General features: G+C 54.7%; 26 protein-coding genes. 11 read left to right on the forward strand and 15 right to left on the reverse strand.

Going from position 1 to position 21,378, the window contains the following annotated elements:
* Both ACRESJ_RS19865 and ACRESJ_RS19870 read right to left on the reverse strand, forming a co-directional pair.
* A partial coding sequence (locus ACRESJ_RS19865) for a DegT/DnrJ/EryC1/StrS family aminotransferase (protein WP_431759410.1) occupies positions 1-220 on the reverse strand: 220 nt, incomplete at its 3' end.
* Positions 221-332: 112 nt separating this feature from the next.
* A complete protein-coding gene (locus ACRESJ_RS19870; RefSeq protein ID WP_431759411.1) occupies positions 333-581 on the reverse strand; it encodes a hypothetical protein in 249 nt (82 codons plus the stop codon).
* Between the two features lie 147 nt (positions 582-728).
* Between ACRESJ_RS19870 and ACRESJ_RS19875 the strand changes: the two genes are divergently transcribed.
* From ACRESJ_RS19875 to ACRESJ_RS19910, 8 genes are all read left to right on the forward strand, one after another.
* Positions 729-953 (forward strand): hypothetical protein, encoded by a 225-nt coding sequence (locus ACRESJ_RS19875; protein WP_431759412.1) that lies wholly within the window; start codon positions 729-731, stop codon positions 951-953.
* A complete protein-coding gene (locus ACRESJ_RS19880; protein WP_431759413.1) occupies positions 950-1,921 on the forward strand; it encodes an NAD-dependent epimerase/dehydratase family protein in 972 nt (323 codons plus the stop codon). Before ACRESJ_RS19875 ends, ACRESJ_RS19880 begins: the two co-directional genes overlap by 4 nt.
* Positions 1,922-1,952: 31 nt before the next feature.
* On the forward strand, positions 1,953-2,696 hold the full coding sequence (locus ACRESJ_RS19885; RefSeq protein WP_431759414.1) for a glycosyltransferase family 2 protein: 744 nt from the start codon (positions 1,953-1,955) through the stop codon (positions 2,694-2,696).
* 1 nt (position 2,697) lies between these two features.
* Positions 2,698-2,991, forward strand: a complete 294-nt coding sequence (locus ACRESJ_RS19890) for a lipid-A-disaccharide synthase N-terminal domain-containing protein (protein ID WP_431759415.1) — start codon at positions 2,698-2,700, stop codon at positions 2,989-2,991.
* 4 nt (positions 2,992-2,995) lie between these two features.
* Complete coding sequence (locus ACRESJ_RS19895; protein WP_431759416.1) at positions 2,996-4,516, forward strand: ArnT family glycosyltransferase; 1,521 nt, start codon at positions 2,996-2,998, stop codon at positions 4,514-4,516.
* A 16-nt stretch (positions 4,517-4,532) separates the two neighbouring features.
* Positions 4,533-5,372, forward strand: coding sequence for an SdiA-regulated domain-containing protein (locus tag ACRESJ_RS19900; protein ID WP_431759417.1), 840 nt, complete (start codon positions 4,533-4,535; stop codon positions 5,370-5,372).
* A gap of 41 nt (positions 5,373-5,413) precedes the next feature.
* Positions 5,414-5,485: an SdiA-regulated domain-containing protein gene (locus ACRESJ_RS19905; protein WP_431759446.1), complete on the forward strand. Its 72-nt coding sequence runs from the start codon at positions 5,414-5,416 to the stop codon at positions 5,483-5,485.
* A gap of 348 nt (positions 5,486-5,833) precedes the next feature.
* Positions 5,834-7,771, forward strand: a complete 1,938-nt coding sequence (locus tag ACRESJ_RS19910; RefSeq protein ID WP_431759418.1) for an LTA synthase family protein — start codon at positions 5,834-5,836, stop codon at positions 7,769-7,771.
* A gap of 146 nt (positions 7,772-7,917) precedes the next feature.
* Here ACRESJ_RS19910 and ACRESJ_RS19915 read toward each other — a convergent pair whose 3' ends face one another.
* The 5 genes from ACRESJ_RS19915 to ACRESJ_RS19935 all read right to left on the reverse strand — a co-directional run bounded on the left by ACRESJ_RS19915 (position 7,918) and on the right by ACRESJ_RS19935 (position 12,408).
* Positions 7,918-9,273 (reverse strand): ATP-binding protein, encoded by a 1,356-nt coding sequence (locus ACRESJ_RS19915; protein ID WP_431759419.1) that lies wholly within the window; start codon positions 9,271-9,273, stop codon positions 7,918-7,920.
* Entirely contained in the window at positions 9,249-9,914 is a 666-nt protein-coding gene (locus ACRESJ_RS19920; protein WP_431759420.1) for a response regulator, read from the reverse strand. The genes ACRESJ_RS19915 and ACRESJ_RS19920 overlap by 25 nt, the downstream gene beginning before the upstream one ends.
* Positions 9,915-10,005: 91 nt before the next feature.
* Positions 10,006-10,443, reverse strand: a complete 438-nt coding sequence (locus ACRESJ_RS19925) for a hypothetical protein (protein ID WP_431759421.1) — start codon at positions 10,441-10,443, stop codon at positions 10,006-10,008.
* Between the two features lie 21 nt (positions 10,444-10,464).
* Positions 10,465-11,229: a COG4705 family protein gene (locus tag ACRESJ_RS19930; protein WP_431759422.1), complete on the reverse strand. Its 765-nt coding sequence runs from the start codon at positions 11,227-11,229 to the stop codon at positions 10,465-10,467.
* Between the two features lie 87 nt (positions 11,230-11,316).
* Positions 11,317-12,408 carry an SDR family oxidoreductase gene (locus ACRESJ_RS19935; RefSeq protein ID WP_431759423.1) on the reverse strand — a complete coding sequence of 364 codons (1,092 nt, stop codon included), beginning with the start codon at positions 12,406-12,408 and terminating at the stop codon, positions 11,317-11,319.
* Between the two features lie 73 nt (positions 12,409-12,481).
* On the opposite strand from ACRESJ_RS19935, the gene ACRESJ_RS19940 reads away from it, so the two are divergent.
* Together ACRESJ_RS19940 and ACRESJ_RS19945 are read left to right on the forward strand one after the other, a co-directional pair.
* Positions 12,482-12,871, forward strand: coding sequence for a MerR family transcriptional regulator (locus tag ACRESJ_RS19940; protein ID WP_431759424.1), 390 nt, complete (start codon positions 12,482-12,484; stop codon positions 12,869-12,871).
* A 136-nt stretch (positions 12,872-13,007) separates the two neighbouring features.
* Complete coding sequence (locus ACRESJ_RS19945; protein ID WP_431759425.1) at positions 13,008-14,513, forward strand: sensor domain-containing diguanylate cyclase; 1,506 nt, start codon at positions 13,008-13,010, stop codon at positions 14,511-14,513.
* A gap of 128 nt (positions 14,514-14,641) precedes the next feature.
* On the opposite strand, the gene ACRESJ_RS19950 is transcribed toward ACRESJ_RS19945, so the two are convergent.
* From ACRESJ_RS19950 to ACRESJ_RS19980, 7 genes are all read right to left on the reverse strand, one after another.
* On the reverse strand, positions 14,642-15,202 hold the full coding sequence (locus ACRESJ_RS19950) for a YSC84-related protein (protein ID WP_431759426.1): 561 nt from the start codon (positions 15,200-15,202) through the stop codon (positions 14,642-14,644).
* A 460-nt stretch (positions 15,203-15,662) separates the two neighbouring features.
* Positions 15,663-15,851: a PLD nuclease N-terminal domain-containing protein gene (locus ACRESJ_RS19955; protein ID WP_431759427.1), complete on the reverse strand. Its 189-nt coding sequence runs from the start codon at positions 15,849-15,851 to the stop codon at positions 15,663-15,665.
* 279 nt (positions 15,852-16,130) lie between these two features.
* Positions 16,131-16,403: a hypothetical protein gene (locus tag ACRESJ_RS19960; protein WP_431759428.1), complete on the reverse strand. Its 273-nt coding sequence runs from the start codon at positions 16,401-16,403 to the stop codon at positions 16,131-16,133.
* Between the two features lie 244 nt (positions 16,404-16,647).
* Positions 16,648-17,661, reverse strand: a complete 1,014-nt coding sequence (locus ACRESJ_RS19965) for an alpha/beta hydrolase (protein ID WP_431759429.1) — start codon at positions 17,659-17,661, stop codon at positions 16,648-16,650.
* Between the two features lie 32 nt (positions 17,662-17,693).
* Positions 17,694-18,113, reverse strand: coding sequence for an organic hydroperoxide resistance protein (locus ACRESJ_RS19970; RefSeq protein ID WP_431759430.1), 420 nt, complete (start codon positions 18,111-18,113; stop codon positions 17,694-17,696).
* A 165-nt stretch (positions 18,114-18,278) separates the two neighbouring features.
* Positions 18,279-18,680, reverse strand: coding sequence for a helix-turn-helix domain-containing protein (locus ACRESJ_RS19975; RefSeq protein WP_431759431.1), 402 nt, complete (start codon positions 18,678-18,680; stop codon positions 18,279-18,281).
* A 164-nt stretch (positions 18,681-18,844) separates the two neighbouring features.
* The gene (locus ACRESJ_RS19980; protein ID WP_008020170.1) at positions 18,845-19,531 is read right to left on the reverse strand and encodes a hydrolase; all 687 of its coding nucleotides are present in this window, start codon (positions 19,529-19,531) and stop codon (positions 18,845-18,847) included.
* Between the two features lie 255 nt (positions 19,532-19,786).
* Here ACRESJ_RS19980 and ACRESJ_RS19985 point away from each other — a divergent pair, with 255 nt between their 5' ends.
* Positions 19,787-20,248, forward strand: coding sequence for a RidA family protein (locus ACRESJ_RS19985; protein WP_431759432.1), 462 nt, complete (start codon positions 19,787-19,789; stop codon positions 20,246-20,248).
* 32 nt (positions 20,249-20,280) lie between these two features.
* On the opposite strand, the gene ACRESJ_RS19990 is transcribed toward ACRESJ_RS19985, so the two are convergent.
* A complete protein-coding gene (locus ACRESJ_RS19990; RefSeq protein ID WP_431759433.1) occupies positions 20,281-21,249 on the reverse strand; it encodes a LysR family transcriptional regulator in 969 nt (322 codons plus the stop codon).
* Positions 21,250-21,378: the final 129 nt, after the last annotated feature.

The following is a 21,378-nucleotide window of genomic DNA, read 5'->3' on the forward strand; positions in this document are numbered from 1 at the left end:
CAGGACCGATGCCCAACGCAAGTAAGGTGATGTGCATTCCACCGGTGGCTGAGGACAGCGCAACGGCATGCTGACATCCCACGTAGTGGGCGAACTTTTCTTCCAGCTCCTGGTTTTTTGGCCCGGTAGTGATCCAGCCGGAGCGCAATACTTGCTCTACGGCAGTAATTTCTTCATCGCCCATACTGGGGCGAGAGAAAGGAAGGAACGCTTGACTCATGGGCACCTCGCGGCTAAAGAGAGTGTAGCCTGAGAGGCTAAATAACTTGGATCGAATGAAAGCATAGATGCTAAAACAAAAGCTGCATCAATAAGTTACCTCAAATACTCGATCAAGCACTCTGGAAAATTCTTATGAGCCATAGGCGAATGAAAGCTCGCAAGGGGGGGGCTATCCGTATCCATTGAGGGTAAGTGCGATTTTGTGAAAGAAACATGAAAAAACGGTCGGAAAATCGTTGCTTGCAAGCAAGAAAATCACTAAAAATGATCGTTTGCATATTCGTATCAGGAAAAGTCTTACGAGCGTCCTTCATCACGTCTTGGCTCCCTTCGTGTTTTCTCGCATCCGCCGCACGCATGGAAACTCCTGCTGGAAGCCGGTTTGCATTAAGATTGTTAAGCGCTTTTTATCGCTACCACTTTGCGTACCCTCACAAAATTTTCATTTCTTTATGGTTATAAGTCTTTGTAAAAACAGTACGCCCTTTCATTAAGCGGAGTGATTTATGGAAGTGACCGTCCCGTGCGGTGACTATGACGGTTTGGCTCAGCCAATCCGTCTGGCAGCGGTTTGTCGGCGGATGTACCGTTGGAATGCTGACGATAACCGCATTCCCTACGAAAAAACCGCTATTGCGCTTTCAGACCTTATCCTCGTTGGAGACATCAACGGGGCGCAGGGTCAATTGAGCTACCTCGTTGGGAAAAACGCGCAAGGACGACGTGCATGAAAGTACTGGTAACCGGCGTAGCGGGTTTTATTGGATTCCATACCGCTAAGCGTCTGTGCAGCGATGGCCACGACGTTATTGGCATCGACAACCTCAACGACTACTACAGCGTTGAGCTGAAACAGGCTCGACTCTCGCAACTGGCGGCGTTCCCCAACTTCCAGTTCCAGTTGCTGGATGTGGTCGACAAACAGACGCTGCTAGGCTTGTTTGCTGAAAAGGAGTTCGAGCAAGTCATTCACCTGGCTGCCCAGGCCGGTGTGCGTTATTCCATTGACCACCCGGACACATACGGGCAAAGCAATCTAGTGGGATTCCTTAACGTATTGGAAGCCTGTCGTGCTCATATGCCGGCGCATCTGATTTACGCGTCAAGTAGCTCGGTGTACGGATTGAACGACCACTTACCGTATGCCACGACCGATCCTGTCGATCGGCCAGTATCGTTCTATGCCGCCACCAAGCGCGCCAATGAACTGATGGCTCACGCTTACTCTCATCTCTACGGAATTCCCGCTACTGGTCTGCGATTCTTTACCGTGTATGGGCCATGGGGGCGGCCCGACATGGCACTGTTCAAGTTCACTGACGCCATCCTTAAAGGTCGCAGCATTGACGTGTACAACGACGGTGCGATGTCTCGCGATTTCACCTATATCGACGACATCGTCGAGGGCTTGGTGCGTTTGATGCCGCTGCCACCTACGGATGAGCCCGGCGGGCGAAACAAGGTTTACAACATCGGATTTGGCGCGCCGGTAAAGCTTCTGGAATTTGTAGAGTGCATTGAAGAGGCGCTGGGAATCCGCGCCATAAAAAACTTTATGCCGTTACAGTCAGGTGAAGTTGTTAACACCTGGGCGGACACTCGAGAGTTGGAGGACCGTGTGGGTTTTCGCCCACAGATCCCGGTGTCCATGGGTGTACAGTCGTTCGTCGATTGGTACCGCAACTATTACGGCGTTTAGCCACTCAATTCTCACCTTTTACGGGAACGTCATGCACGAAACACCCTATGTGTCGGTTCTGATTCCGGCAAAAAATGAAGCAGGCAACCTCATTCCACTATTAGAAGAAGTGCGTGCCGCGCTAGCCAACGAAACCTTCGAAGTCATAGTGGTGGACGATGGGAGCACTGACACCACCGCCGCCGAATTACGAACGTTACAAAAGAATGGCTACAGTCAATTGCGGGTGCTCAGCCATTCTCGTTCCCTCGGGCAAAGCACCTCGATTTACCACGCTGCTGAAGTGGCGCGTGGTCATTGGTTGGCAACCCTGGATGGCGACGGGCAGAACGATCCAGCCGATCTGCCGAAAATGCTGGACCTGGTTCGTGGATCGGAGGGGCAGCCGGCAGGTGTCAAGCTTGTGGCGGGGCACCGCGTCAATCGCCGTGATACGGCGAGCAAACGCTGGGCTTCGCGATTCGCAAACTCTCTGCGCAGTAGCTTGCTGAAAGACCAGACCCCCGATACCGGTTGCGGTATCAAGTTGATTGAACGCGAGGCGTTTCTGCGCCTGCCCTACTTCGATCATATGCATCGCTTTATTCCCGCCCTGATCCGCCGTCATAACGGCCGAATGCTGGTTCAGCCTGTGAACCACCGTGAGCGTGGTACCGGAATTTCCAAGTACGGAAATCTCGATCGTGCTCTCGTGGGCATCGTCGATTTGTTCGGAGTGTGGTGGCTGATAAAACGCACCCGCCTGGAAGTCAGCGCACAAGAGTCAGAGGTCTGATATGGGTAGAGAATCTTTGTGGCTGACCATTGGCTTCGTTGGTCAGTTGGTCTTCACCGGGCGGTTTGCTCTGCAGTGGCTGTACAGCGAATACAAAAAGCGCAGCGTGATCCCTGTTGGATTCTGGTACCTGAGCATCGTTGGCAGTGCACTGCTATTGGCATACGCAATCTATCGCCAAGACCCGGTTTTTATTGTCGGTCAGTCTTTCGGTTTTATTGTGTACCTGCGCAATTTGCAGCTGATCGCCAAGTATCGTGGGAAGGAAAACCACGAACTGGATAAAAAGGACTAAGACGGTGCGGATACGACTATCTTCTTCGCGATTGGAACTGTTGGCTTTTGTGGTATTGACGTTGGTCATGGTAGGAGCGGGTCTCGGCTGGCGCCAACCGCTGAACGTCGATGAAGAGCGTTTTCTCGGCGTAGCCTTGGAAATGCTGCAGAACGGTTCCTGGTTTATTCCCCATCGGGCTGGCGAAATTTACGCAGACAAGCCTCCACTTTTCATGTGGGCCGTAGCGTTATTTGTGCAACTTACACACCTGCCAAAAGTAGCCCTGTACTTGCCCGCGCTATTGGCAAGTGCGGTTACGACGGCCTGCTTGTATGACCTGGGCCGTCGCTTGTGGGGGCGGCGCGTAGGTGTGATCGCGGCGCTATTGTTTCTCGCGACCTACCAAACCTATAGCATTTTACGGACGGGGCAGATCGATGGCTTCCTGGCCCTGTGGACGATTCTGGGGATCTATGGCTTGTGCCGGCATATATTGCTCGGCCCTGCCTGGCGCTGGTACTACGTTGCCTGTGCGGCCATGGGGTTTGGCGTCATCAGCAAAGGTGTGGGCTTTCTGCCGGTGCTGATGCTGATTCCCTATGCGTATGCGGTGCGCAAAGGCTGGAAAGGCGTGGTGCCGATGCCTGGCATGGGGGGGCGCTGGTGGCTGGGGTTGCTGGTCGCGTTGGCCGCCATTGGTCTATGGCTGGGCCCGCTATTGTTGATCGTGCTTCAGGGCAGTGCCGATAGCGTGGCTTACGCTCAGGAAATCCTGCTCAAACAAACGGCTGGCCGTTACGCCAACGCTTGGGCGCATCGCGAACCCTTCTGGTATTTCTTCGTCCAGGTTATCCCTAAGTACTGGATGCCGATTTTTTTCATGCTCCCATGGCTGGTACCTGCCTGGCGCAAGCAGTTGGCCAAGCACGACGGTCGAGTATTGGTGCTACTGGGTTGGGTAGTTCTGGTGTTGTTGTTCTTCAGCTTGAGCAGCGGCAAACGTAAGTTGTACATCTTTCCTGCGCTGCCGGCATTGATTCTGTTAGTTGCGCCACTTATTCCCTGGATGCTGCGCCGTTGGTTCAGCAAGCGTGCGAAGGGTCGCAAAGTATTTGTTGTATTGACCGCAGTGTGGTTGTGCGCGTGGCTAGTACGTGGCTTCATCGAACCACGAAAAGAGGGCATTAACCCTCACGAAACGATTATGCGTGAAGTGGCGCGACTAACTGGAAACTCCGAGTTGGTGCTGGTCGGTTGGCGGGAAGGGCACTGGTTGTTCGCGCAGCAGCCTATTGTGCACTTTGGTTTTGTGGAAAGTAGGGCTCTGGAACAATCAGCCCTGTGGCTTCGTAGTCACCCACAGGCCTATGCGTTAGTGCCCGCGCACGATCTGGAACGCTGTTACGACCCGAAAAAAGCTCGCAGAGTGGGCGGTACCTCAAGGGCTGAATGGTTCCTGGTTGGCTCGGATGCGGACAACCATAGTTGCCAGCCCTCAGCGCCGGACAAGGTTTATTCATTTGTTTGGACGCATCCGCTTTAACGGTTGGGGTTAATTGATGATTGTTGAATCGGGTGCGGCTATGTCGACGCGAAAAGCCGTGCGACAGCGTCAGCTACGTAATTCCATTTTTGTAGCGCTGTTGCTGGGCGTGCTAGGGACAGCTTCCACCCGCTTCTACTGGCATCAACAGTTGTACCACGCTGTTATGCAAACCTGGACCAACTCCAGTCAAGCGACTGGCTTATGGCTTCCAGGCTTTGCGCCTGATGTAGTGGCTAAGCCAATAGAGGGCATTAAAGAAGACCTTTCAGATATTACCTACGACTACGACCATGACCGGTTGTTGGCCATTACCAACGGCGGGGCCATGCAAATTGTCGCGCTCGACCGCGCTGGTAACGTACATGAGCGTTATCCGCTTGAGGGCTTTGACGATACCGAAGGATTGGCCTACATGGGCAATGGTCGTGTTGTTGTCACTGAAGAAGGTGCTCAACGTCTCACCTTTATCGAACTGCCCGAGAAGTCCGCACCCATTCGAAAGGGAGCGCAGCCGTTCATCACCGTAGGCGTCAACCTGAGTACAAAAAACAAGGGCTTTGAAGGGGTCACCTACGACCCTGTAGGGGACCGATTGTTTGCGATCAAGGAACGCGACCCGCGACAGTTATATGAGATCAATGGAGTGTCGAAGAGCCTGGGTGGAAACCTGTCCATCAACTTGATCGATCGAACTGAATGGGTGGACCGTAGCTTTTTCGGGCATGACCTGGCCGACGTTTATTGCGATCCCGGCACTGGTCATCTCGTTTTACTCAGCGAGGAATCAAAATTATTGATTGAGCTGGATAAAGAGGGCCGCTTTATCAGCTACAAAAGCCTGCTCGAGGCGTAAAGGATTTTTTCTTGCCCAAAGTGCATCCAGAGGGTGTGACCATGGATAGGCAAGGGCATTTGTATGTCGTGGCCGAGCCGAACTTGTTCTATTCGTTTAATCGTAAGCCCTGAAGGCGATTCCCCCGGATGCTCTTCGGTTGCACCGAAGAGCATCCGGGGGAGTAGTCAGCATGCGCCTCGCTTCAGCCACGAGCTGCACCATTAAGGAGCCGATCTTTGCCGGTAGGAAGATGTGGCCCATCATGGAATTGTTGGGGCACGATGCTCCGCACCCGCTCCGATTATTCAAACGTCCTATTGCTTTGACGAAATTTTGCTTATTCGTCGGGTACATTTACTTCCCCTTCATCAGTCATAACTCAGCGCATTCGAAGACAGGAATGTCTTTATGCGTATGACTCGCAGCCCCATCGGCACAACAATTTCCAATTTGGAGGGGTGTACCACAAGGAGTTCATAATGCGCTTTCCCGCGTCAGCCCCGTTGCGTTTCATTCTTTTGATCACCGGCCTGTGGTTGGTGGTTTTTTTCCTCACCCGCCTGGTGTTACTCACCACCCACCTGTCGGAAGCGGGTAATGCCTATGCTTCGGTCTTCGGTATAGGCGCCTTGTACGACCTGAGCTTTCTGGTGTACGCCGCTCTGCCGATGAGCCTGTATGTGCTGCTGTGTCCCCCTTCGCTATGGCGCACCCGGGGGCACCGCTGGTTTTTGCAAGGGCTGTTAACACTCAGCGTTTTCGTGATGTTATTTACTGCGGTGGCTGAATGGCTGTTCTGGGACGAATTCGGCGTACGCTTCAACTTTATTGCCGTGGATTATTTGGTGTACTCCGATGAGGTGTTGAATAACATCCTGGAGTCTTACCCCATCGGCAAGTTGCTCAGCGGGTTGGCGGTGATTGCCGTTGTCACTTGCATTGCTTTGCACAGATCTCTAAAGCGGGTGATGGGTGCGCCGTTGCCGTCCTGGCGCGTGCGCTTGCTGAATATCGCAGTGATTGTTGCCTTGAGTGCTGTCGTTCTGTTGGGCGTTGACCAAGACACTCCCCGTGGCAAAGGCGGCAACACCTATCAGCATGAGTTGGCCAGCAATGGTCCCTACCAGTTCTTTGCCGCGTTTCGCAATAACGAGTTGGACTACGAACAGTTCTACGGCACCTTGCCCAATGACGCAGTCGGCAAGATGATCCATCAAGAGTTGGCGCAAAGCGACGTGCGGTTCATCGGTAAGGATCCGCTTGATGTCCGTCGAATCGTGACGCAGAACGAAAACACCAAGCGACATAATATTATTTTGGTGACTATCGAAAGCTTTAGCGCCAAGTACATGGGTAGCAATGGCAACTCTGCCAACCTGACGCCGAATCTCGATCAATTGCGTAAAGAGAGTCTGTACTTCAACAACTTCTATGCCACTGGCACCAGGACCGACCGTGGCCTGGAAGCCATTACGCTGTCTATTCCGCCAACGCCGGGCCGCTCGATTGTCAAACGGGTAGGCCGTGAAAGTGGTTTTGCCAGCCTGGGCCAGCAGCTCAATCATGTCGGTTACGACAGCGTGTTTGTGTATGGCGGCCGTGGCTACTTTGACAATATGAATGCGTTCTTCGGCGGGAATGGTTATCAGGTCGTCGATCAAAGCAGCGTCGATGAAGCAGAGATCCATTTCAAAAATGCCTGGGGTATGGCTGATGAAGACCTCTATCAACTGACGCTGAAGCTGGCAGACGAGAATTTCGCTCGCCAAAAACCGTTCCTGCTGCAACTGATGACTACCTCCAATCACCGTCCATACACTTATCCAGAGGGCAGGATTGATATTGCATCCGGTGACGGCCGCGACGGTGCTGTGAAGTACACCGACTATGCAATCGGAAAGTTTCTTGAAGCAGCCCGAAAGAAGGCCTGGTTCGACGACACGATCTTTGTCTTTGTCGCTGACCACACCGCTGGTAGCGCGGGTAAGGAAGATCTCCCGATTCGTAACTATCAAATCCCATTGTTTATTTACGCGCCAAAGCTCGTTCCTGCGCGTGAAGAGGGTCAGTTGGCCAGTCAGATTGACTTGGCTCCAACCCTGCTCGGGTTGTTAAACCTCAATTACGAATCCACATTTTTCGGTCGTGACTTGCTTCAACCGTCCAACTTGCCACCCCGCGTGTTGGTAGGCAATTACCAGCACCTTGGTCTGTTCGATGGTAAGGATTTGGCTATTCTCAGCCCCCGATCCTTGTTGCGACGCCACGACGACGCGCTGGGTGCAAGCCATGAGGTTACGGTTCAACTCGACGACCCTCTAATCGAACGCGCGATTACCTATTACCAGGCAGCGAGCTACGGTTTCACCCATGGCTTGTTGAACTGGGCTGGCAGCGAAAAAACTGCCAGTCAATAACTCCCCTCTGGTCGCTCCCGCTCGCGACTGACTCAGACAATGATCCCAAGCCTGCATTCAGCAGGCTTGGGACGGTTCGGATAATGCGTAAAGCTCACTTCCAGGGCCAATGGCAAAAACATTGCAGGTTCCTGTCAGTGGAAAAATCAGCACTTACGAATTTTCAGCAAGACAGAAACACGTAGTCCGCTCTGTTTCACCTCATCTGAAAAGCTCAACCCGACGCGTGCCCCGATACGCTCGGCTATCGCCGCGACGATGGACAGCCCAAGCCCGGAGCCGGCTTCACCTGTGCTCAGGTTGCGGTAAAACGGATCGAACACTAGCGATTGTTCTTCGACGCTGATGCCAGGCCCCGAGTCTTCAATCTCTATAATCACGTCCTGCTGCGCCAGTTCAACTCTCAGGTCGACACGTCCGCCAGAGGGGGTATAGCGTATTGCGTTATCCACCAAATTTTTTACCAGGACGAACAGATCCAGCTCGTTGATGACGACCTGTACGTCCTCGGTGCTTTGAACTCCGATATCGATGCCCTTGTTCTCTGCCAGTGGCAGTAAGTCTTCCAGCGTTCGACGAAAGACTTCATGAACCGAAACGGCCGTCTCTGATCGCTGCGCGTCCGACTGCGCGGCTGCCAGGGTCAGCAATTGTTCCATCAGTTTCCTGCTGCGCTCGATGCCTTGAGCCAATGCCTGAAAGTTTTCGTGGGCGGCCGCCGACATTGGCGTGGACGCCAGCCGCTCAGTTTGCAAGGAAAGGGCCGTCATTGGAGAGCGCAATTCATGTGCGGCATCGGCGATAAACCGCCGCTGTTTTTCCATGGCTTGTGCGACGCGCCTGAGCAGTCGATTGATTGCCACGACAAAAGGACGGATCTCGGTCGGCAGGTGGTTTTCATCGATGGGATGCAGCGCCTGCTGATCGCGCTGATCGATTTCGGCCGAGAGCGTCGCGATGGGACGAAACAGCTTGCGCACCAGGTCCCCCACCACCAACAGCAGCACCGGAAACAGAATGAGAAATGGCAAAAGACTGCGCCATGCGCTTTCACGTGCTTGCTTGTCGCGCACGTCTGCCTCTTGCGCAACAACGATACGGTGCCCTGTCGAAGTGGTTCTGACCAGAACGCGAAATTTCTCACCCGCGATGTTCAACGTCGACAAGCCATCGGCCAGTGTCATGGGAAAGGGCAGCGGGGTGGTTGCGTCGTCATTGCCGGTCGCTTTGGCGCTATCGGCCAGGTACTGCACGATGACCCTGGACTCTTCGTCGTCGCCAACGACCGGCTCTGCACCGGGATAGCGAAGCGTCATATGCTGTCGATCAAACAACACTGCCACCTGGCGCAAGGTTTCGTCCTGCATTTCGTGCGCTTCTTTAAATGCCGAGATGAAAGCGAAAGCACTGGCCAGCACCGCAACGACGAGGATCGCCAGTGACAGCGTTATTGAAAGCCGTGACTGTACCGAGTTGCTCAAACGCCTTTTGAAACCATCCATCCCATCCCCCTGACATTCTTGATGACATGGCTCCCCAGTTTTCGCCGCAACCCATGGATCAAGAACTCCACTGCATTGCTTTCCACTTCGTTGCCCCAGCCGTAGATCCGGTCTTCAAGCTCACTGCGCGAGAGTATGGCTCCCGGGCGGATCAGCAGGGCCTGCAAAAGGGAGAATTCGCGACTGGAAAGCTGGACCTCTGGGGTCTCGCAGGTGCAAGCCATTTTGGAAACCAGATTCAACGACACCTCGCCGTTATCCAGCACCGATTGGGCATTACCGCCGCGACGGCGCAGTACCGCGCGCATGCGCGCCAGCAACTCGGCCATGGCGAAGGGTTTGAGCAGGAAATCATCAGCGCCGCCATCGAGACCACGTAGGCGGTCATCCAAGCCATCGCGGGCGGTGATAATGAGCAGCGGCACAGGGTTGTTGCGAGCGCGAATGACATCCAGCACATCGAGCCCGTCCTTGTCGGGCAGGCCGAGATCCAGCAGCACCAAGTCGTAGGTCTGGGTGTCCAGAGCTGCCAGGGCGGTGAGTCCGTTCTTCACCCAGTCGGTGGCGTAGCTCGCATCGTTGAGCGCACCCTCGATGGCAGCACCAATCATCAGGTCATCTTCGACCAGCAGAATCCGCATGCACCGCTCCGACAGAAAAAAAGCGCGACGGTCATTACCATCGCGCCTGTATTGAAGCACTTGAGCCGGCGTTTGTCCGCCGTCGCTGCCCTTACTGTTTGCCTTTCATCGATTCGAAGGCTTTGAGCAAATTATCCATTGTCGCCTTACATTCATCGCGCTTTGGGGAACTGGCGCGCAGTGCGTCGAGCGCGCGATCAATCGCTTTGTCCAGCACATGCCAGTCGGTGGCGGCACGGGGTTTGATACCGGCTTCGGCGGAGTCCCAGGAGCTTTCCAAATCCTTGATGCGGGTTTTGGCACCGAGGAGATCGTTTTTTTCGACAAGCGCGGTAACGTCGGCGGCGATGCTTTGGAACTCGCTTAGGTCACCCAGTTTCGAGCCAGACTGAGCCGCCGCGCTCATAGAGCTAGTGGGCGTGCCGACGCCGGGTTTGTCGGCGGGTTTGGAGCAACCGACTGTGCTGCCGAGCAGTACCAGAGACGAGATGATCGCTACGTGACGAAAAGCCGTTTGGAAGGAGCGCATTTTGATTCCTTGATTGAACGGTTATTGAATGGCGTTTTGACGGTTGCCGATGCTGATTTGCGCGACAGCCACCAGCAGCGTGATGACGGTCAGGAAGATAGCGCTGGTCCAGGCGGCGCCCATGCCCAGGCCGCCATAGGTCTTGGCCTGAGTCAGCAAGTCGCCCAGGGAAGCGCCGAACGGGCGGGTCAGGATATAGGCGATCCAGAAGGTCAACACCACGTTGGCTCCCAGTCGCCAAGCCAGCAACGTCGCCGCAATCAGAGCTCCGAAAATGACTGCGCCGACGGTGAATCCCAGCCCCAGCGCTTCAGTGGCCAGATCCCCAGCGGCGGTGCCCAGGGCAAAGGTGCAGAGTACGGTGGACCAATAGAAAAGTTCGCGCCGCGGCGTGTTGATTTCGCGTATCGACAGGTTGTGCTCCATCCGGAACCAGAGCAGGAAATTCATCACCAACAGAACCGAAAACACCGCAGTGCTGACGTACAGGCTGATGTCGAGCATGTCGGTCATGATGTCGGTGATCTGCGTGCCGACGATGCTCACCAACACCACGGTCAACCAGTAGATCCAGGGCGAATAGGCGGTTTTGCGCATTTGAAAGAACAACGCGCACGCCAGTAGCAACGCCATGCCGATGCTGGTCCAGCCAGCGCCAAAACCTGCATCTACTGCCAGGAAGTCAGCACCGGTTTCACCCACGGTCGTTGATAGAATCTTGATCACCCAGAATGCCAGTGTCACTTCGGGGACTTTGTTAAGCCATCCGTCTTTTGCGGGATTCATGTGCTGGTAGCCTCTTCTGATCTGCGCTGAACTTGCGAAGAGAAGAGGATAAGGAGAGAAACTTAGCTGGGACTGAGGGCGGCAGGGCTATCTACAAGGAAGATTTTTACTGCTTTTTAAAACATGATATGAGTTGACGAACGTTGCAGTGTGCTGCAAAGACTGGCGTATATCTGGTTTGGCTATTCCATGCCTGTTGGCAAATAGCTCGAGCGCCGCTGTATCAAAACGAGTGGTCTGGATAAAGTCCAAGGCTTCGGGTTTTGTATTCAAAAACCGCGCAACGGGAGGAATGCTCAGTAGCAACTTCAGAAATCGCAGCGAGATGTAATGCTTGGGAGACTGTAAGCCAACGGGTTCTGCTACCTGCACCAGAAGTTCTCGCAAGTTAGGCGTTTGGTCATCAAGCGCCAGCAGTTCCTGACCCACCATGGCGGGATCAAAAGCACAAACCGCCACCAGTTCAACCAGGTAATCCACGGTAACCAGGGGTAGCCAGTGCTTGGCGGTACCGGGCACCGCAGTCAGCTTTCCCTGTACAAGGTTGCGTATCAGCTCCACCAGCGGCTGACCGTCAAGGATATGCCCTGTGCGGCTGTGGCCACAGACTGTCGCGGGGTGGACAACGGTAATCTCCCCGCCCTTGGCCGACATGACCTCCAGGGTTGCAAAATGCGCCTCCAGCTTGCTCCCCTCATAACCACCGACACGCCGATACACTGCAGGCCAATTCGTCAGCTGCGGATAGCAAGGATCAATTCCGATGCGTTGCAGATGTTCATGATTTTTCAGCATGTAGCCGCCGATCATCACTAACCGGCTTTTCTGCTCAGCCGCCAACAGCGCCACGCGCTTTGCGCCTTCTACATTCACTGCACGAGATTGCTCCACTGAAAGCCCCCAAGCGAAGTGGGCGCCCAGGTGGAATATGACGCTGGCGTGCCTTAGAACTTCTCGATCCCCAAGACTCAGCCCGAGGTTGTCCCGTTCCAGATCGCCAGCGACGGCAAATACCCGGGTTGCGTTCCCGCCCAATTTGTCGACTTGTTCCTGCAGTGCAGCTAGACGCTCTGGGCGACGCATCAACACCCGAATGGTGTGACCTTTTGCACTCAGGTACGCCACCAGATGTTGACCGATGAAGCCGGTACCCCCCGTAACAAAGCACTCCACGCTCATTTTCCCGCTCCTGGTTAAGGTGAAAAATCAAGCGTAAACTATCGACCCAACTCTATAGTCAAGCGGTGTTTTCATGAAAATTGGCGAACTCGAGACCCGCAGCGGCGCCAGCCGCCATACGCTGCGTTACTACGAGCAAATCGGCCTGATCTCACCGCTGAGGGGAACTAACAACTATCGCGTTTACACAGCGCAAACTCTGCAGGATCTGGACTTTATCCAGCGTGCGCAAAGCATGGGGTTTTCCCTGGGGGAAATAGGCGAGATTCTGAATGCGCAGCGGAACAAGGCAATCGATTGTGCTGACGGCGCTAAGCTAATTGAAAAGAAGATGGCAGAAATCAAACAGAAAATCGCCAACTTGCAAAGTATTTATCGGTATCTGGATGAAGAGCGTGCAAACCTCGAAGCCAGTGCTGCCAAGCAACTTGAGCTTCAGCAACTGAACAACTCTTCCAACTGAACGGTTAGCATCCGGGAAACGGAGGTGCAGCGGCTCAACTCTACTTGTATCCTTGTTCAAGGACGAATGGCTGCAGCTATGGGCTTGGCCCTATAGTGGCTGGAACGGAAAAGCGGACTTTCCAGAAGGTAGTAATGTGAAGCGTAATACCCATCTTGTTGTGCTTTTGCTCTTGGTTATCGGTTGTTCCCTGGCGTCACTGACTGTCTGGAAGGTATTGGCCTCTCGCGATCGGGCACTGGAGGAGGTGGATGTCCATGGTTTAAACCTTACCCAGGCGCTTGCAACTTATTCCGAAGGCATTGTCCGTCAAAGCTCGCTGCTTCTGCTCGGGCTTGTCGAGCGCCTGGAAACCGAAGGTAGCGGCCCTGCGCAGATTCAGCGGCTCAGTGCATTGGTCAACCGCCAAGTGCCGTTGATGCCTCAGCTCAGCGGTATCACGATCTACGATAATCAGGGACGCTGGTTGATGTCCTCCAACCGGCCGATTCCTGCCGGGGCGAACAGCTCTGATCGAGCCTATTTCATTCATCACCGCGACGATCCATCCCGCGAGATTTTTATCGGTCCACCAATCCAGAGCCGTTCAAATCACGAATGGGTGATCACCGTCAGCCGTCGTTTCAATGCTCCTCGCGGCGAGTTTGCCGGCGTAGTGGCGGTCACCTTGGGGATCGAAAACTTCCTGCGGTTGTTTGGAAAGATCGACGTAGGGCAGGAGGGCGCTATCGGCTTGTCCTATACCGACGGTACGTTGCTGGTTCGCTATCCTTTCCGCGAGCAGGATATGGGGCGCAACTTTTCCAAGTCGCCCATCTACGCAAAGTATCTGGTCGATCGATCAGTCGGCACCGCGTCGTTTACCTCCAGCCTGGACGGCGTGGAGCGGCTTTATGCCTTCCGAAAGAGTGAGCTGCTGCCGCTGATAACAACTGTGGCACTCGGCAAGCGTGAAGCCCTCGCTGCGTGGCGAACAGAGGCATTACTGTCCGCGGTGGTGGTGATGGGGTTGCTGGGACTTACCGGTCTGATCGGTTGGCTTTTGATCCTGGACATCCGTCGGCGTACCCAGGCAGAGGATCAACTGCGTGGGGCTCAGCAGCAGTTGATCTCATCGAATCGGCAACTTGAGCTGCTTGCGATGAAGGATGCCCTGACCGGTTTGGCCAATCGGCGATGCTTTGATGAGAGCCTTGCCATGGAAGCACGGCGAGCACAGCGCGAAGGAACGACGTTGGCATTGCTGATGATTGATATTGACTACTTCAAGCGCTTTAACGACACGCTCGGGCATGTGGCTGGAGACGCGTGCTTGCAGACAGTTGGCAGGATTTTCGAGGCATGCGTACGGCGACCGTCAGATCTGGTGGCGCGTTATGGCGGAGAAGAGATTGGCATCATCATGCCTGACACCGACGGTGACGGTGCTGCGGTGGTGGCGCAGATTATCCTCGACCGTTTGAAGCAGGAGAATATTGCGCACGACGCCAGCCCGTTCGGACGGCTGACGGTGAGCATCGGCATTGCAGTAGCCACGGGTACCCAATTGAACCATCTGCAAGGGTTGATCAAGGTGGCGGATCAGGCTTTGTATAACGCCAAGGCGATGGGGCGTAACCAGTCTGTGAGGGGAGGAGGGTGACCAGAAAAAGAGCAGAAAAAGGGGACAGATTTATTTTTCCTTCTCTTTTTGGAAAATAAACCCGTCCCCTTTTTCCCTTTTAACTATCGACCGCCGTCACCTGCCAGATGCCCAGCTCAATAGCCGGTTTAGCGCTTGATAAGGGAAATCTTCGTTCCTTCGATACTGATCCCAGCCATTAATCCCGTTTGGTCGAAGATGAACGCGTACGCGTCGTCCTTCAGCGTCGAACTGGACAGGTTCTTCGAAACCCCTTCATCAACCACTACAACCGTTGGTCCTACACCGATTTCCCAACCCTTGGTTTCAGCTACATATTTCACAGCTTTGTCGGTCATCAGAAAAACCACATAGCCATACGACTGGGCGCCTGCCTGTAGCCCCCACGACCCGCTGACGGAGTTGTAATAATTTTCTACCTTCGTGCCCTTCATTAATACGCCTTCGCCATAGCTGCCGCCGAATACAAGACCCGCCTTGATGATTTTCGGGAAGACAAGCACAGCTTTGGCTTTGTGCGAGATGGTTTCAGAAAATGGATTGGTCTTGTAGAGAGTTTGCAACGCTTGTCGAGAGTCGGCATTCAGATCTTCGGCGGTGGCCGCTCCTGCATTGTTCAGGAAACTAGCCGATGCCAATGATGCAGTCGCGAGGAAGATCGATAGGAAGAACCGCATTGATTGAGTCATTTCGTACTCCGATATGGGAGCCATTGGATGGCAGCAGTCGGCGCCTGCATCAAACAAGACCGAACCCACTGAAAGTTATCCGGCGCACCCTAAAGTGTGTGAATTGCAAGCTTCGCTCTTGAGTGGAGCAGACCTGAGGTCTTGATCAGTCGCGATGCCATCACTTGTTGTGACCACTATGTAAGGGCCGGGTTCGTCGTCAGAGGCTGCTTCTGACCGCTTTATGGTAGTCATAGCCAGGAAGCGTGCAGGTCAAATCTGATAAAAATAACCAATCAGATTGAATGCAAATGGGGCAAGCCTGTGCAACGCCCCACCCGGCCGACCACACATTTATGCCTTTCACCCACTATGAAAAGGGGACGTGAAAAGGGGGCGGATTTATTCATTCTTCTAATGAAAGCCTCATAAATCAAAGCAAGGTTTCGCAGAGGCGTTTTTACACACTCTGGACCGCCCCCTATCGGGCTTTTGCCCGAGGGCCAGCGATAGCCCAAATGATCAGGCCGATCACCGGAAGCAATGCAATCAGTGCGACCCATAGCACTTTCTTCAAGACTTCAACACTGCTTTTCACTACATGAATGATCGCCCAGATATCTGCGACAAAAATGGCGAAAGCGACAAGGTCGTACAGAAACGAACTCATGGAAACACTCCGATACGATGGATTGAAACTGAGAATAGGCAAAATGCTCCGCTGATCAAGGCGAAAGTTGCTCCAATAGGAAATTTTCAGCGTATCGAACGGCGGCCAATAGCTGCCGGTCACGAAGGGTCGTACTCGAACCAATGCTGACCTTCGACTTTCCTACAATCGTTGAAGTTTTCGCTGCTGTTTTGAAAAGGGGACAGATTTATTTTTCTTCCTTTTTCGTTTTCATCCCCTTTCTAAAAAGAAACGGGCGCCTTCAGCGCCCGTGTTCATTCACTCTGCTGCCCGCGCCCGCAAGCGCCTTCCAATCACATCCATCAAGTCGCAACCATCACGTAACGGAATGGCCAGCAATTTCGAGAAGTCCGACAGCACCACCGTGTCGCACCCAATCTCGGCGCGAAAGGCAATGTTTTCCAGCACCTGTGTCACCGTGCGAATCCGGTAATCGGCCATGGCTTGCAGGACGTCGAGTGGCGCTTGGGTGTCGATGAGCAGGGAGGCCGGAATCAGGTCGATTCCGGTGAGAGGCATGTATCTTTCCATAGATGAAACTCCGATCAGTGCAAAGGTTGGTGTGTGCAGCAGCATCTGCCAGAAAGCACAGTGCTTTTGCATCCGATCGAACAGGTCGCCAAACCTGGTCGCCATTTGGGCGACGGGGCGGACTATAAGCTTCATGCGGTCAGCGGGCAAGGTAACGGTTTGCGAGTATTGCGTAAGACCTTCCTGAAGCCCTCGCGGCGGTGATTACCAGTTCACGGCATAAATCTCCGGTCTTGAGTGGGGGTCACTTCAAATGAACCTTCAGCTCTTCGCAAGCCTGCAGCATTGCGGAGCGTACCGCCGGAACCTGGCTGACCACGTTCAGCAAGCCGTAGTCATGGATCATGCCGTTGTATCGCACCGCAGTGACCGGCACGCCAGCTTGGTCCAGTTTGCGAGCGTAGGCTTCCCCTTCGTCACGCAGCACATCGGCACTCGCGGTCTGGACCAGCGCTGGCGGCAGGCCTTTCAACTGCTCAGTGGTCGCGCGCAGCGGCGAGGCGTAGATCTCGGCACGTTGCTTGGGGTCGGTGGTGTAGTTGTCCCAGAACCACTTCATCATGTTCCTGGTGAGGAAGTGCCCCTCGGCGTACTGGTTGTACGACGCTGTCTCGAAGTTGGCGTCGGTCACTGGCCACAGCAGCACCTGGTACTTAATGGCCGGAGTACCTTTATCCTTGGCCATCAGGCTGACCACGGCTGCCATGTTGCCGCCGACGCTGTTGCCGGCTACCGCCAGGCGCTTACCGTCGACATTGATTTCCTTGCCGTGCTCGGCCACCCATTTTGTTGCCCCGTAGGCCTGGTTGATCGCCGTCGGGTAGTGCGCTTCAGGGGACGGGGTGTAATTGACGAACACCGCCACCGCCCCGGATCCGACGACCAGATCGCGCACCAGGCGCTCATGGGTCGGGAAGTCGCCGAGCACCCAGCCACCGCCGTGGAAATACATGAACACAGGCAAGGTCGCCTTCACACCCGCCGGACGCACGATGGTCAAGCTGATGTCCTGACCGTCGACGGTGATGGTCTTCTCACTGACATCCACCTTGGGCAGTGTCAGTTTTACCCCGGCCTGAGCGCCGGCCAGTACCGCGCGGGCGTCCTTCGGAGAAAGCTGCTCGATGGGTTTACCACTGCCTGAGTTCAGTGCATCGAGGAATACCTGGGTGTTGTGTTCGACGCCTGAGTCAGCGAATGCATTACCGATCGACAAGGCAAGGAGCGAGCCAACGAGTGTTTTGGTCAAAATGTTCATTTCATATCTCCTGTTTCTGCTGAGGCGGGAAGTTAGACGTTGACGTGCAGACGGACATCGACGTTGCCACGGGTTGCGTTGGAGTACGGGCACACTTGGTGGGCCGCCTCCACCAACGCTTGTGCATCGGCTTGCTCCAGGCCTGGCAGGTTGATGTTCAGGTCGATATCCAGGCCAAAGCCGCCTGGGATCTGGCCAATGCCGACCCGTGCAGTGATCGAGGCGTCGGCTGGAATGCTGCGTTTACTTTGGCTGGCGACGAACTTCAGTGCACCGATGAAGCAGGCCGAGTAACCAGCGGCGAACAGTTGCTCAGGGTTGGTGGCATCACCACCGGCACCGCCCAACTCCTTCGGAGTGGCCAGTTTCAGGTCGAGGTTGTTGTCGCTGGAGATGGCTCGGCCATCACGACCACCGGTTGCTGTTGCGACTGCGGTGTAGAGAACTTTCATGGCTTTCCTTACTTTTGAATGTCTTTGGGGGATTCTGCTAGCGCTTTAAATGTTTGCGCGCAAGCTTTTTAAAAAGTCGTCTGTAGCTGTAACAAATTGATTTTCAAGGGGGGTTACACCTCAGTCCGCTCGGGCTCGCCCGCGCGTTGATGATGCCTTACCGCCTCAAGCAACGACCGGAATCGGGCAGATTGCTTGTTGCTGCCAAGCCTTCGGTGTCATGCCTTCAGCCTTCACGAATGTACGGCAGAAGTGAGATTGATCGCTGAAGCCGCATTCCAGCGCGATCTCTGTGAGCAACATCGTGGAAGCATTCAATAACTCTCTGCTCTTCATGACCCGCTGTTCACGCAACCATCGCTGCGGGGCCATCCGGGTGCTTTGCTTGAACATGCGTGAGAAGTGGCTACGCGACAAAGCGCAAGCTTCGGCTAGTTCAGTCACTGAAATGCCGGTATCCAGCCTGTCCAGCATCAGTTGTTTGGCAGTTCTTATCTGCCAGGATTTGAGCTGCCCTGTCGAAGCCAGTGTGAGAGTCGCCAGCACGGTAGATTTGTCCTTGTTCATACACATCCATTAATCCAGATAACAGGATGCGAGCGCCTGACTCGAACAGCGCTGGGCATTGGAAATCCGCAGAGGTTCCAGGCCAGGCTCGTTGACTCGGTTCAGTCGACTGCGCACCCTTCGCAAGTCTGTAAACAGCCCCCAGGGCAGGGGCTGGCGATGGCTCAGACAGATGCAGCGACAGGCGCCAGGGTGGGGCCATGCTGAACGCGTTCAGGTGCCTTGTGCACCATGGTGTAGGCGTAGTCGACGCCCATGCCATATGCACCGGAATGCTCCTTTACCAGTTCCATTACGGCGTCGTAGGTGTCGCGGTTCTTCCAGTCCCGTTGCCATTCCAGCAGCACCTGCTGCCAGGTCACCGGTACCACGCCGGCCTGGATCATGCGCTGCATGGCGTAATCGTGGGCTTCTTTGGTGGTGCCGCCGGAGGCGTCTGCAACCATATAGATTTCATAGCCGGCATCGTTCATTGCCGACAGGGCGAAGGTGGCATTGCATACCTCGGTCCACAAGCCGGAGACGATGATCTTGTTGCGACCATTTCTCTTGAGTGCGTCGCGTACCTTCTGATCATCCCAGGAATTCATGGAGGTGCGCTCCAGCAGCGGGGCGTCCGGGAACACAGCGAGTAGCTCGGGGTAGGTGTGACCTGAGAAGCTTTCTGTCTCAACCGTGGTGAAGGTGGTGGGGACATTAAAAATCTTCGCTGCCTTGGCCAAGGCAACGGTATTGTTTTTCAGCGTTTGCCGGTCAATGCTCTGAACGCCGAAGGCCATCTGTGGTTGCTGATCGATGAAGATCAGTTGGCTATTAAGCGGAGTCAGGACTTCAGTTTTAGGATTGCTCATTTTTGTTTCCTTTCAGCTTGATGATGTTCAATCGCACAAGTCTCGGGTCCCGCACCTTGTAGGCATTACCGTAGCCACGAGCGCACTCCTCAGCGTCGTTGCTTGAGGACGAGCAAAAGATAACGAATAAAGCCGCCTGTCGGTGGCGCATTTTTGCGCTCCTGTCGGCTCATTTATGAGCCAACAAATACGCGATCGCGCTGCTAGCATTTGCCCATTCGGATCAAGCCGGTCCGTCATGTGCAGGAGAATGCAATGTCAGCTTCACAACCGTTCAACAAGCAGACCGCCTACTGGGGCGTTTCCTGGGAGGAGGCGTATGGCTATCCGCAGGCACGGCGGGTAGGAAACGAGATCTACGTATCAGGTCAATTCAACCATGATGAGGAAGGTAATCTGGTAGCCCCGGCGCCGCTGGACGCCGACGGTAAGCCCAGTGATTTCTCTTCGATGGGAGAGCAGATGCGGGTCTCTTACGACAACATTTCGAAGCTGCTCGCCTTGTATGGCGCAACTATGCAAGATGTTGTCGAGGAAACGCTTTATGTACTGGACATGGATGCTGCGTTCGCGGTGGTCGGCAAAGTGCGCAAAGCGGCCTATGGCACTGAGCGGCCTCAGTGCGCGAGCAATATCATTGGGGTGTCGAGACTTGCCCAGCGTCCGCAGCTGATTGAGATCGTGTGCAAGGCCGTGATTGGCGCCAGAGACATCTGAGCTGCACTCCCGGTTTCGATCCAGGGTTTAGCCTAGGTGACCGGGAGTATCAATTGCCCCTCTACCAAGGGCTTTTGACTGGCCACGGCAGCGGCGCAGAAGGTCATGAATGCTTTGACTCGCCACGATTTTCGAATGTCCTGGTGAGTCAGCAGCCACAGCTCATCCTGAAGCTCTGGCACCACCGGGCCGGCGCGTACCAACCCTGGGGTAATGTCGCCCAACATGCAGGGAAGGAATCCAAATCCCAGACCCGCCGCGATTGCAACGCTTGCTGCTGCAACAGAATCGGTGCGGAACGCTATGCACTCAGCAGCGACTCTGCTTTCGACATAGCTTGTCGCCCTCAAACCGCAGAGCGCTGCGGAGTATGACACCCATGCCTGGCCCTCTTCGAAAAGGGGCAAGGCAGTCACCTGCTTGGCGCAGCAGTAAGGTGCCCAGGCAATGTTCGCGAGTTTGCGTCCCACCAGGCTTTCTGCAGGTTTTTTCGTCGCTCGTATCGCGATATCCGATTCATCCCGGGCGAGGCTAAGGGTTTCATTGCCCACCAGCACCTCGATGGTGATCCCCTCGTTCATGGCCTTGAAGTCCGCGATGATGGGGGTGAAGAAGTACAGCAGCAGCGAGTCGCTGGTGGTAATTCGAAGTTTCCCGAGGGGGCCTTGGCCTGAACGTGAAACACGCCGCGTGACGCTGACGATATCCAGCTCCACTCGCTCGGCGAGTGCTCGCAATTCAGCACCCTCGGCGGTGAGCAGATACCCTGATTTGCGATGATCGAACAGCGCGATGCCGAGCGTTCGCTCAACTTGAGCAATTCGGCGCGAAACGGTGGATACATTGATGCCAAGCTTCTTGGCCGTAGCCGAACGATTGCCGCAATCACTGAGCGTCTTGATGATGCGCAAGTCGTCCCACGAGAGCTGATTGACAGCCTCGCCTACGTCCCACTTCGTCCCATCAGGGGCCGCCGGAGCTTTTCCAGTTGGCGATTTCACACAGTTCGTTCCAGATGCGAAGGCGCTGATGATACGAGAAGGGGTTGGGTAAAGCAGCCACATTGTTCCGGCGATTGGTTGTTCGGGGCATATTCCCTGTAGGAGCTGCCGAAGGCTGCGATCTTTTGA

The sequence above is a fragment of the Pseudomonas sp. genome, from assembly GCF_050739655.1.
Classification (GTDB): Bacteria; Pseudomonadota; Gammaproteobacteria; order Pseudomonadales; family Pseudomonadaceae; genus Aquipseudomonas.

Excerpts from the sequence above, each read along its gene's own strand:
- ACRESJ_RS19870 (WP_431759411.1), bottom strand. The coding sequence starts at position 581 with ATGCGTGCGGCGGATGCGAGAAAACACGAAGGGAGCCAAGACGTGATG.
- ACRESJ_RS19875 (WP_431759412.1), top strand. The coding sequence starts at position 729 with ATGGAAGTGACCGTCCCGTGCGGTGACTATGACGGTTTGGCTCAGCCA.
- ACRESJ_RS19880 (WP_431759413.1), top strand. The coding sequence starts at position 950 with ATGAAAGTACTGGTAACCGGCGTAGCGGGTTTTATTGGATTCCATACC.
- ACRESJ_RS19885 (WP_431759414.1), top strand. The coding sequence starts at position 1,953 with ATGCACGAAACACCCTATGTGTCGGTTCTGATTCCGGCAAAAAATGAA.
- ACRESJ_RS19890 (WP_431759415.1), top strand. The coding sequence starts at position 2,698 with ATGGGTAGAGAATCTTTGTGGCTGACCATTGGCTTCGTTGGTCAGTTG.
- ACRESJ_RS19900 (WP_431759417.1), top strand. The coding sequence starts at position 4,533 with ATGATTGTTGAATCGGGTGCGGCTATGTCGACGCGAAAAGCCGTGCGA.
- ACRESJ_RS19910 (WP_431759418.1), top strand. The coding sequence starts at position 5,834 with ATGCGCTTTCCCGCGTCAGCCCCGTTGCGTTTCATTCTTTTGATCACC.
- ACRESJ_RS19915 (WP_431759419.1), bottom strand. The coding sequence starts at position 9,273 with ATGGATGGTTTCAAAAGGCGTTTGAGCAACTCGGTACAGTCACGGCTT.
- ACRESJ_RS19920 (WP_431759420.1), bottom strand. The coding sequence starts at position 9,914 with ATGCGGATTCTGCTGGTCGAAGATGACCTGATGATTGGTGCTGCCATC.
- ACRESJ_RS19925 (WP_431759421.1), bottom strand. The coding sequence starts at position 10,443 with ATGCGCTCCTTCCAAACGGCTTTTCGTCACGTAGCGATCATCTCGTCT.
- ACRESJ_RS19930 (WP_431759422.1), bottom strand. The coding sequence starts at position 11,229 with ATGAATCCCGCAAAAGACGGATGGCTTAACAAAGTCCCCGAAGTGACA.
- ACRESJ_RS19935 (WP_431759423.1), bottom strand. The coding sequence starts at position 12,408 with ATGAGCGTGGAGTGCTTTGTTACGGGGGGTACCGGCTTCATCGGTCAA.
- ACRESJ_RS19940 (WP_431759424.1), top strand. The coding sequence starts at position 12,482 with ATGAAAATTGGCGAACTCGAGACCCGCAGCGGCGCCAGCCGCCATACG.
- ACRESJ_RS19950 (WP_431759426.1), bottom strand. The coding sequence starts at position 15,202 with ATGACTCAATCAATGCGGTTCTTCCTATCGATCTTCCTCGCGACTGCA.
- ACRESJ_RS19955 (WP_431759427.1), bottom strand. The coding sequence starts at position 15,851 with ATGAGTTCGTTTCTGTACGACCTTGTCGCTTTCGCCATTTTTGTCGCA.
- ACRESJ_RS19960 (WP_431759428.1), bottom strand. The coding sequence starts at position 16,403 with ATGGAAAGATACATGCCTCTCACCGGAATCGACCTGATTCCGGCCTCC.
- ACRESJ_RS19965 (WP_431759429.1), bottom strand. The coding sequence starts at position 17,661 with ATGAACATTTTGACCAAAACACTCGTTGGCTCGCTCCTTGCCTTGTCG.
- ACRESJ_RS19970 (WP_431759430.1), bottom strand. The coding sequence starts at position 18,113 with ATGAAAGTTCTCTACACCGCAGTCGCAACAGCAACCGGTGGTCGTGAT.
- ACRESJ_RS19975 (WP_431759431.1), bottom strand. The coding sequence starts at position 18,680 with ATGAACAAGGACAAATCTACCGTGCTGGCGACTCTCACACTGGCTTCG.
- ACRESJ_RS19980 (WP_008020170.1), bottom strand. The coding sequence starts at position 19,531 with ATGAGCAATCCTAAAACTGAAGTCCTGACTCCGCTTAATAGCCAACTG.
- ACRESJ_RS19985 (WP_431759432.1), top strand. The coding sequence starts at position 19,787 with ATGTCAGCTTCACAACCGTTCAACAAGCAGACCGCCTACTGGGGCGTT.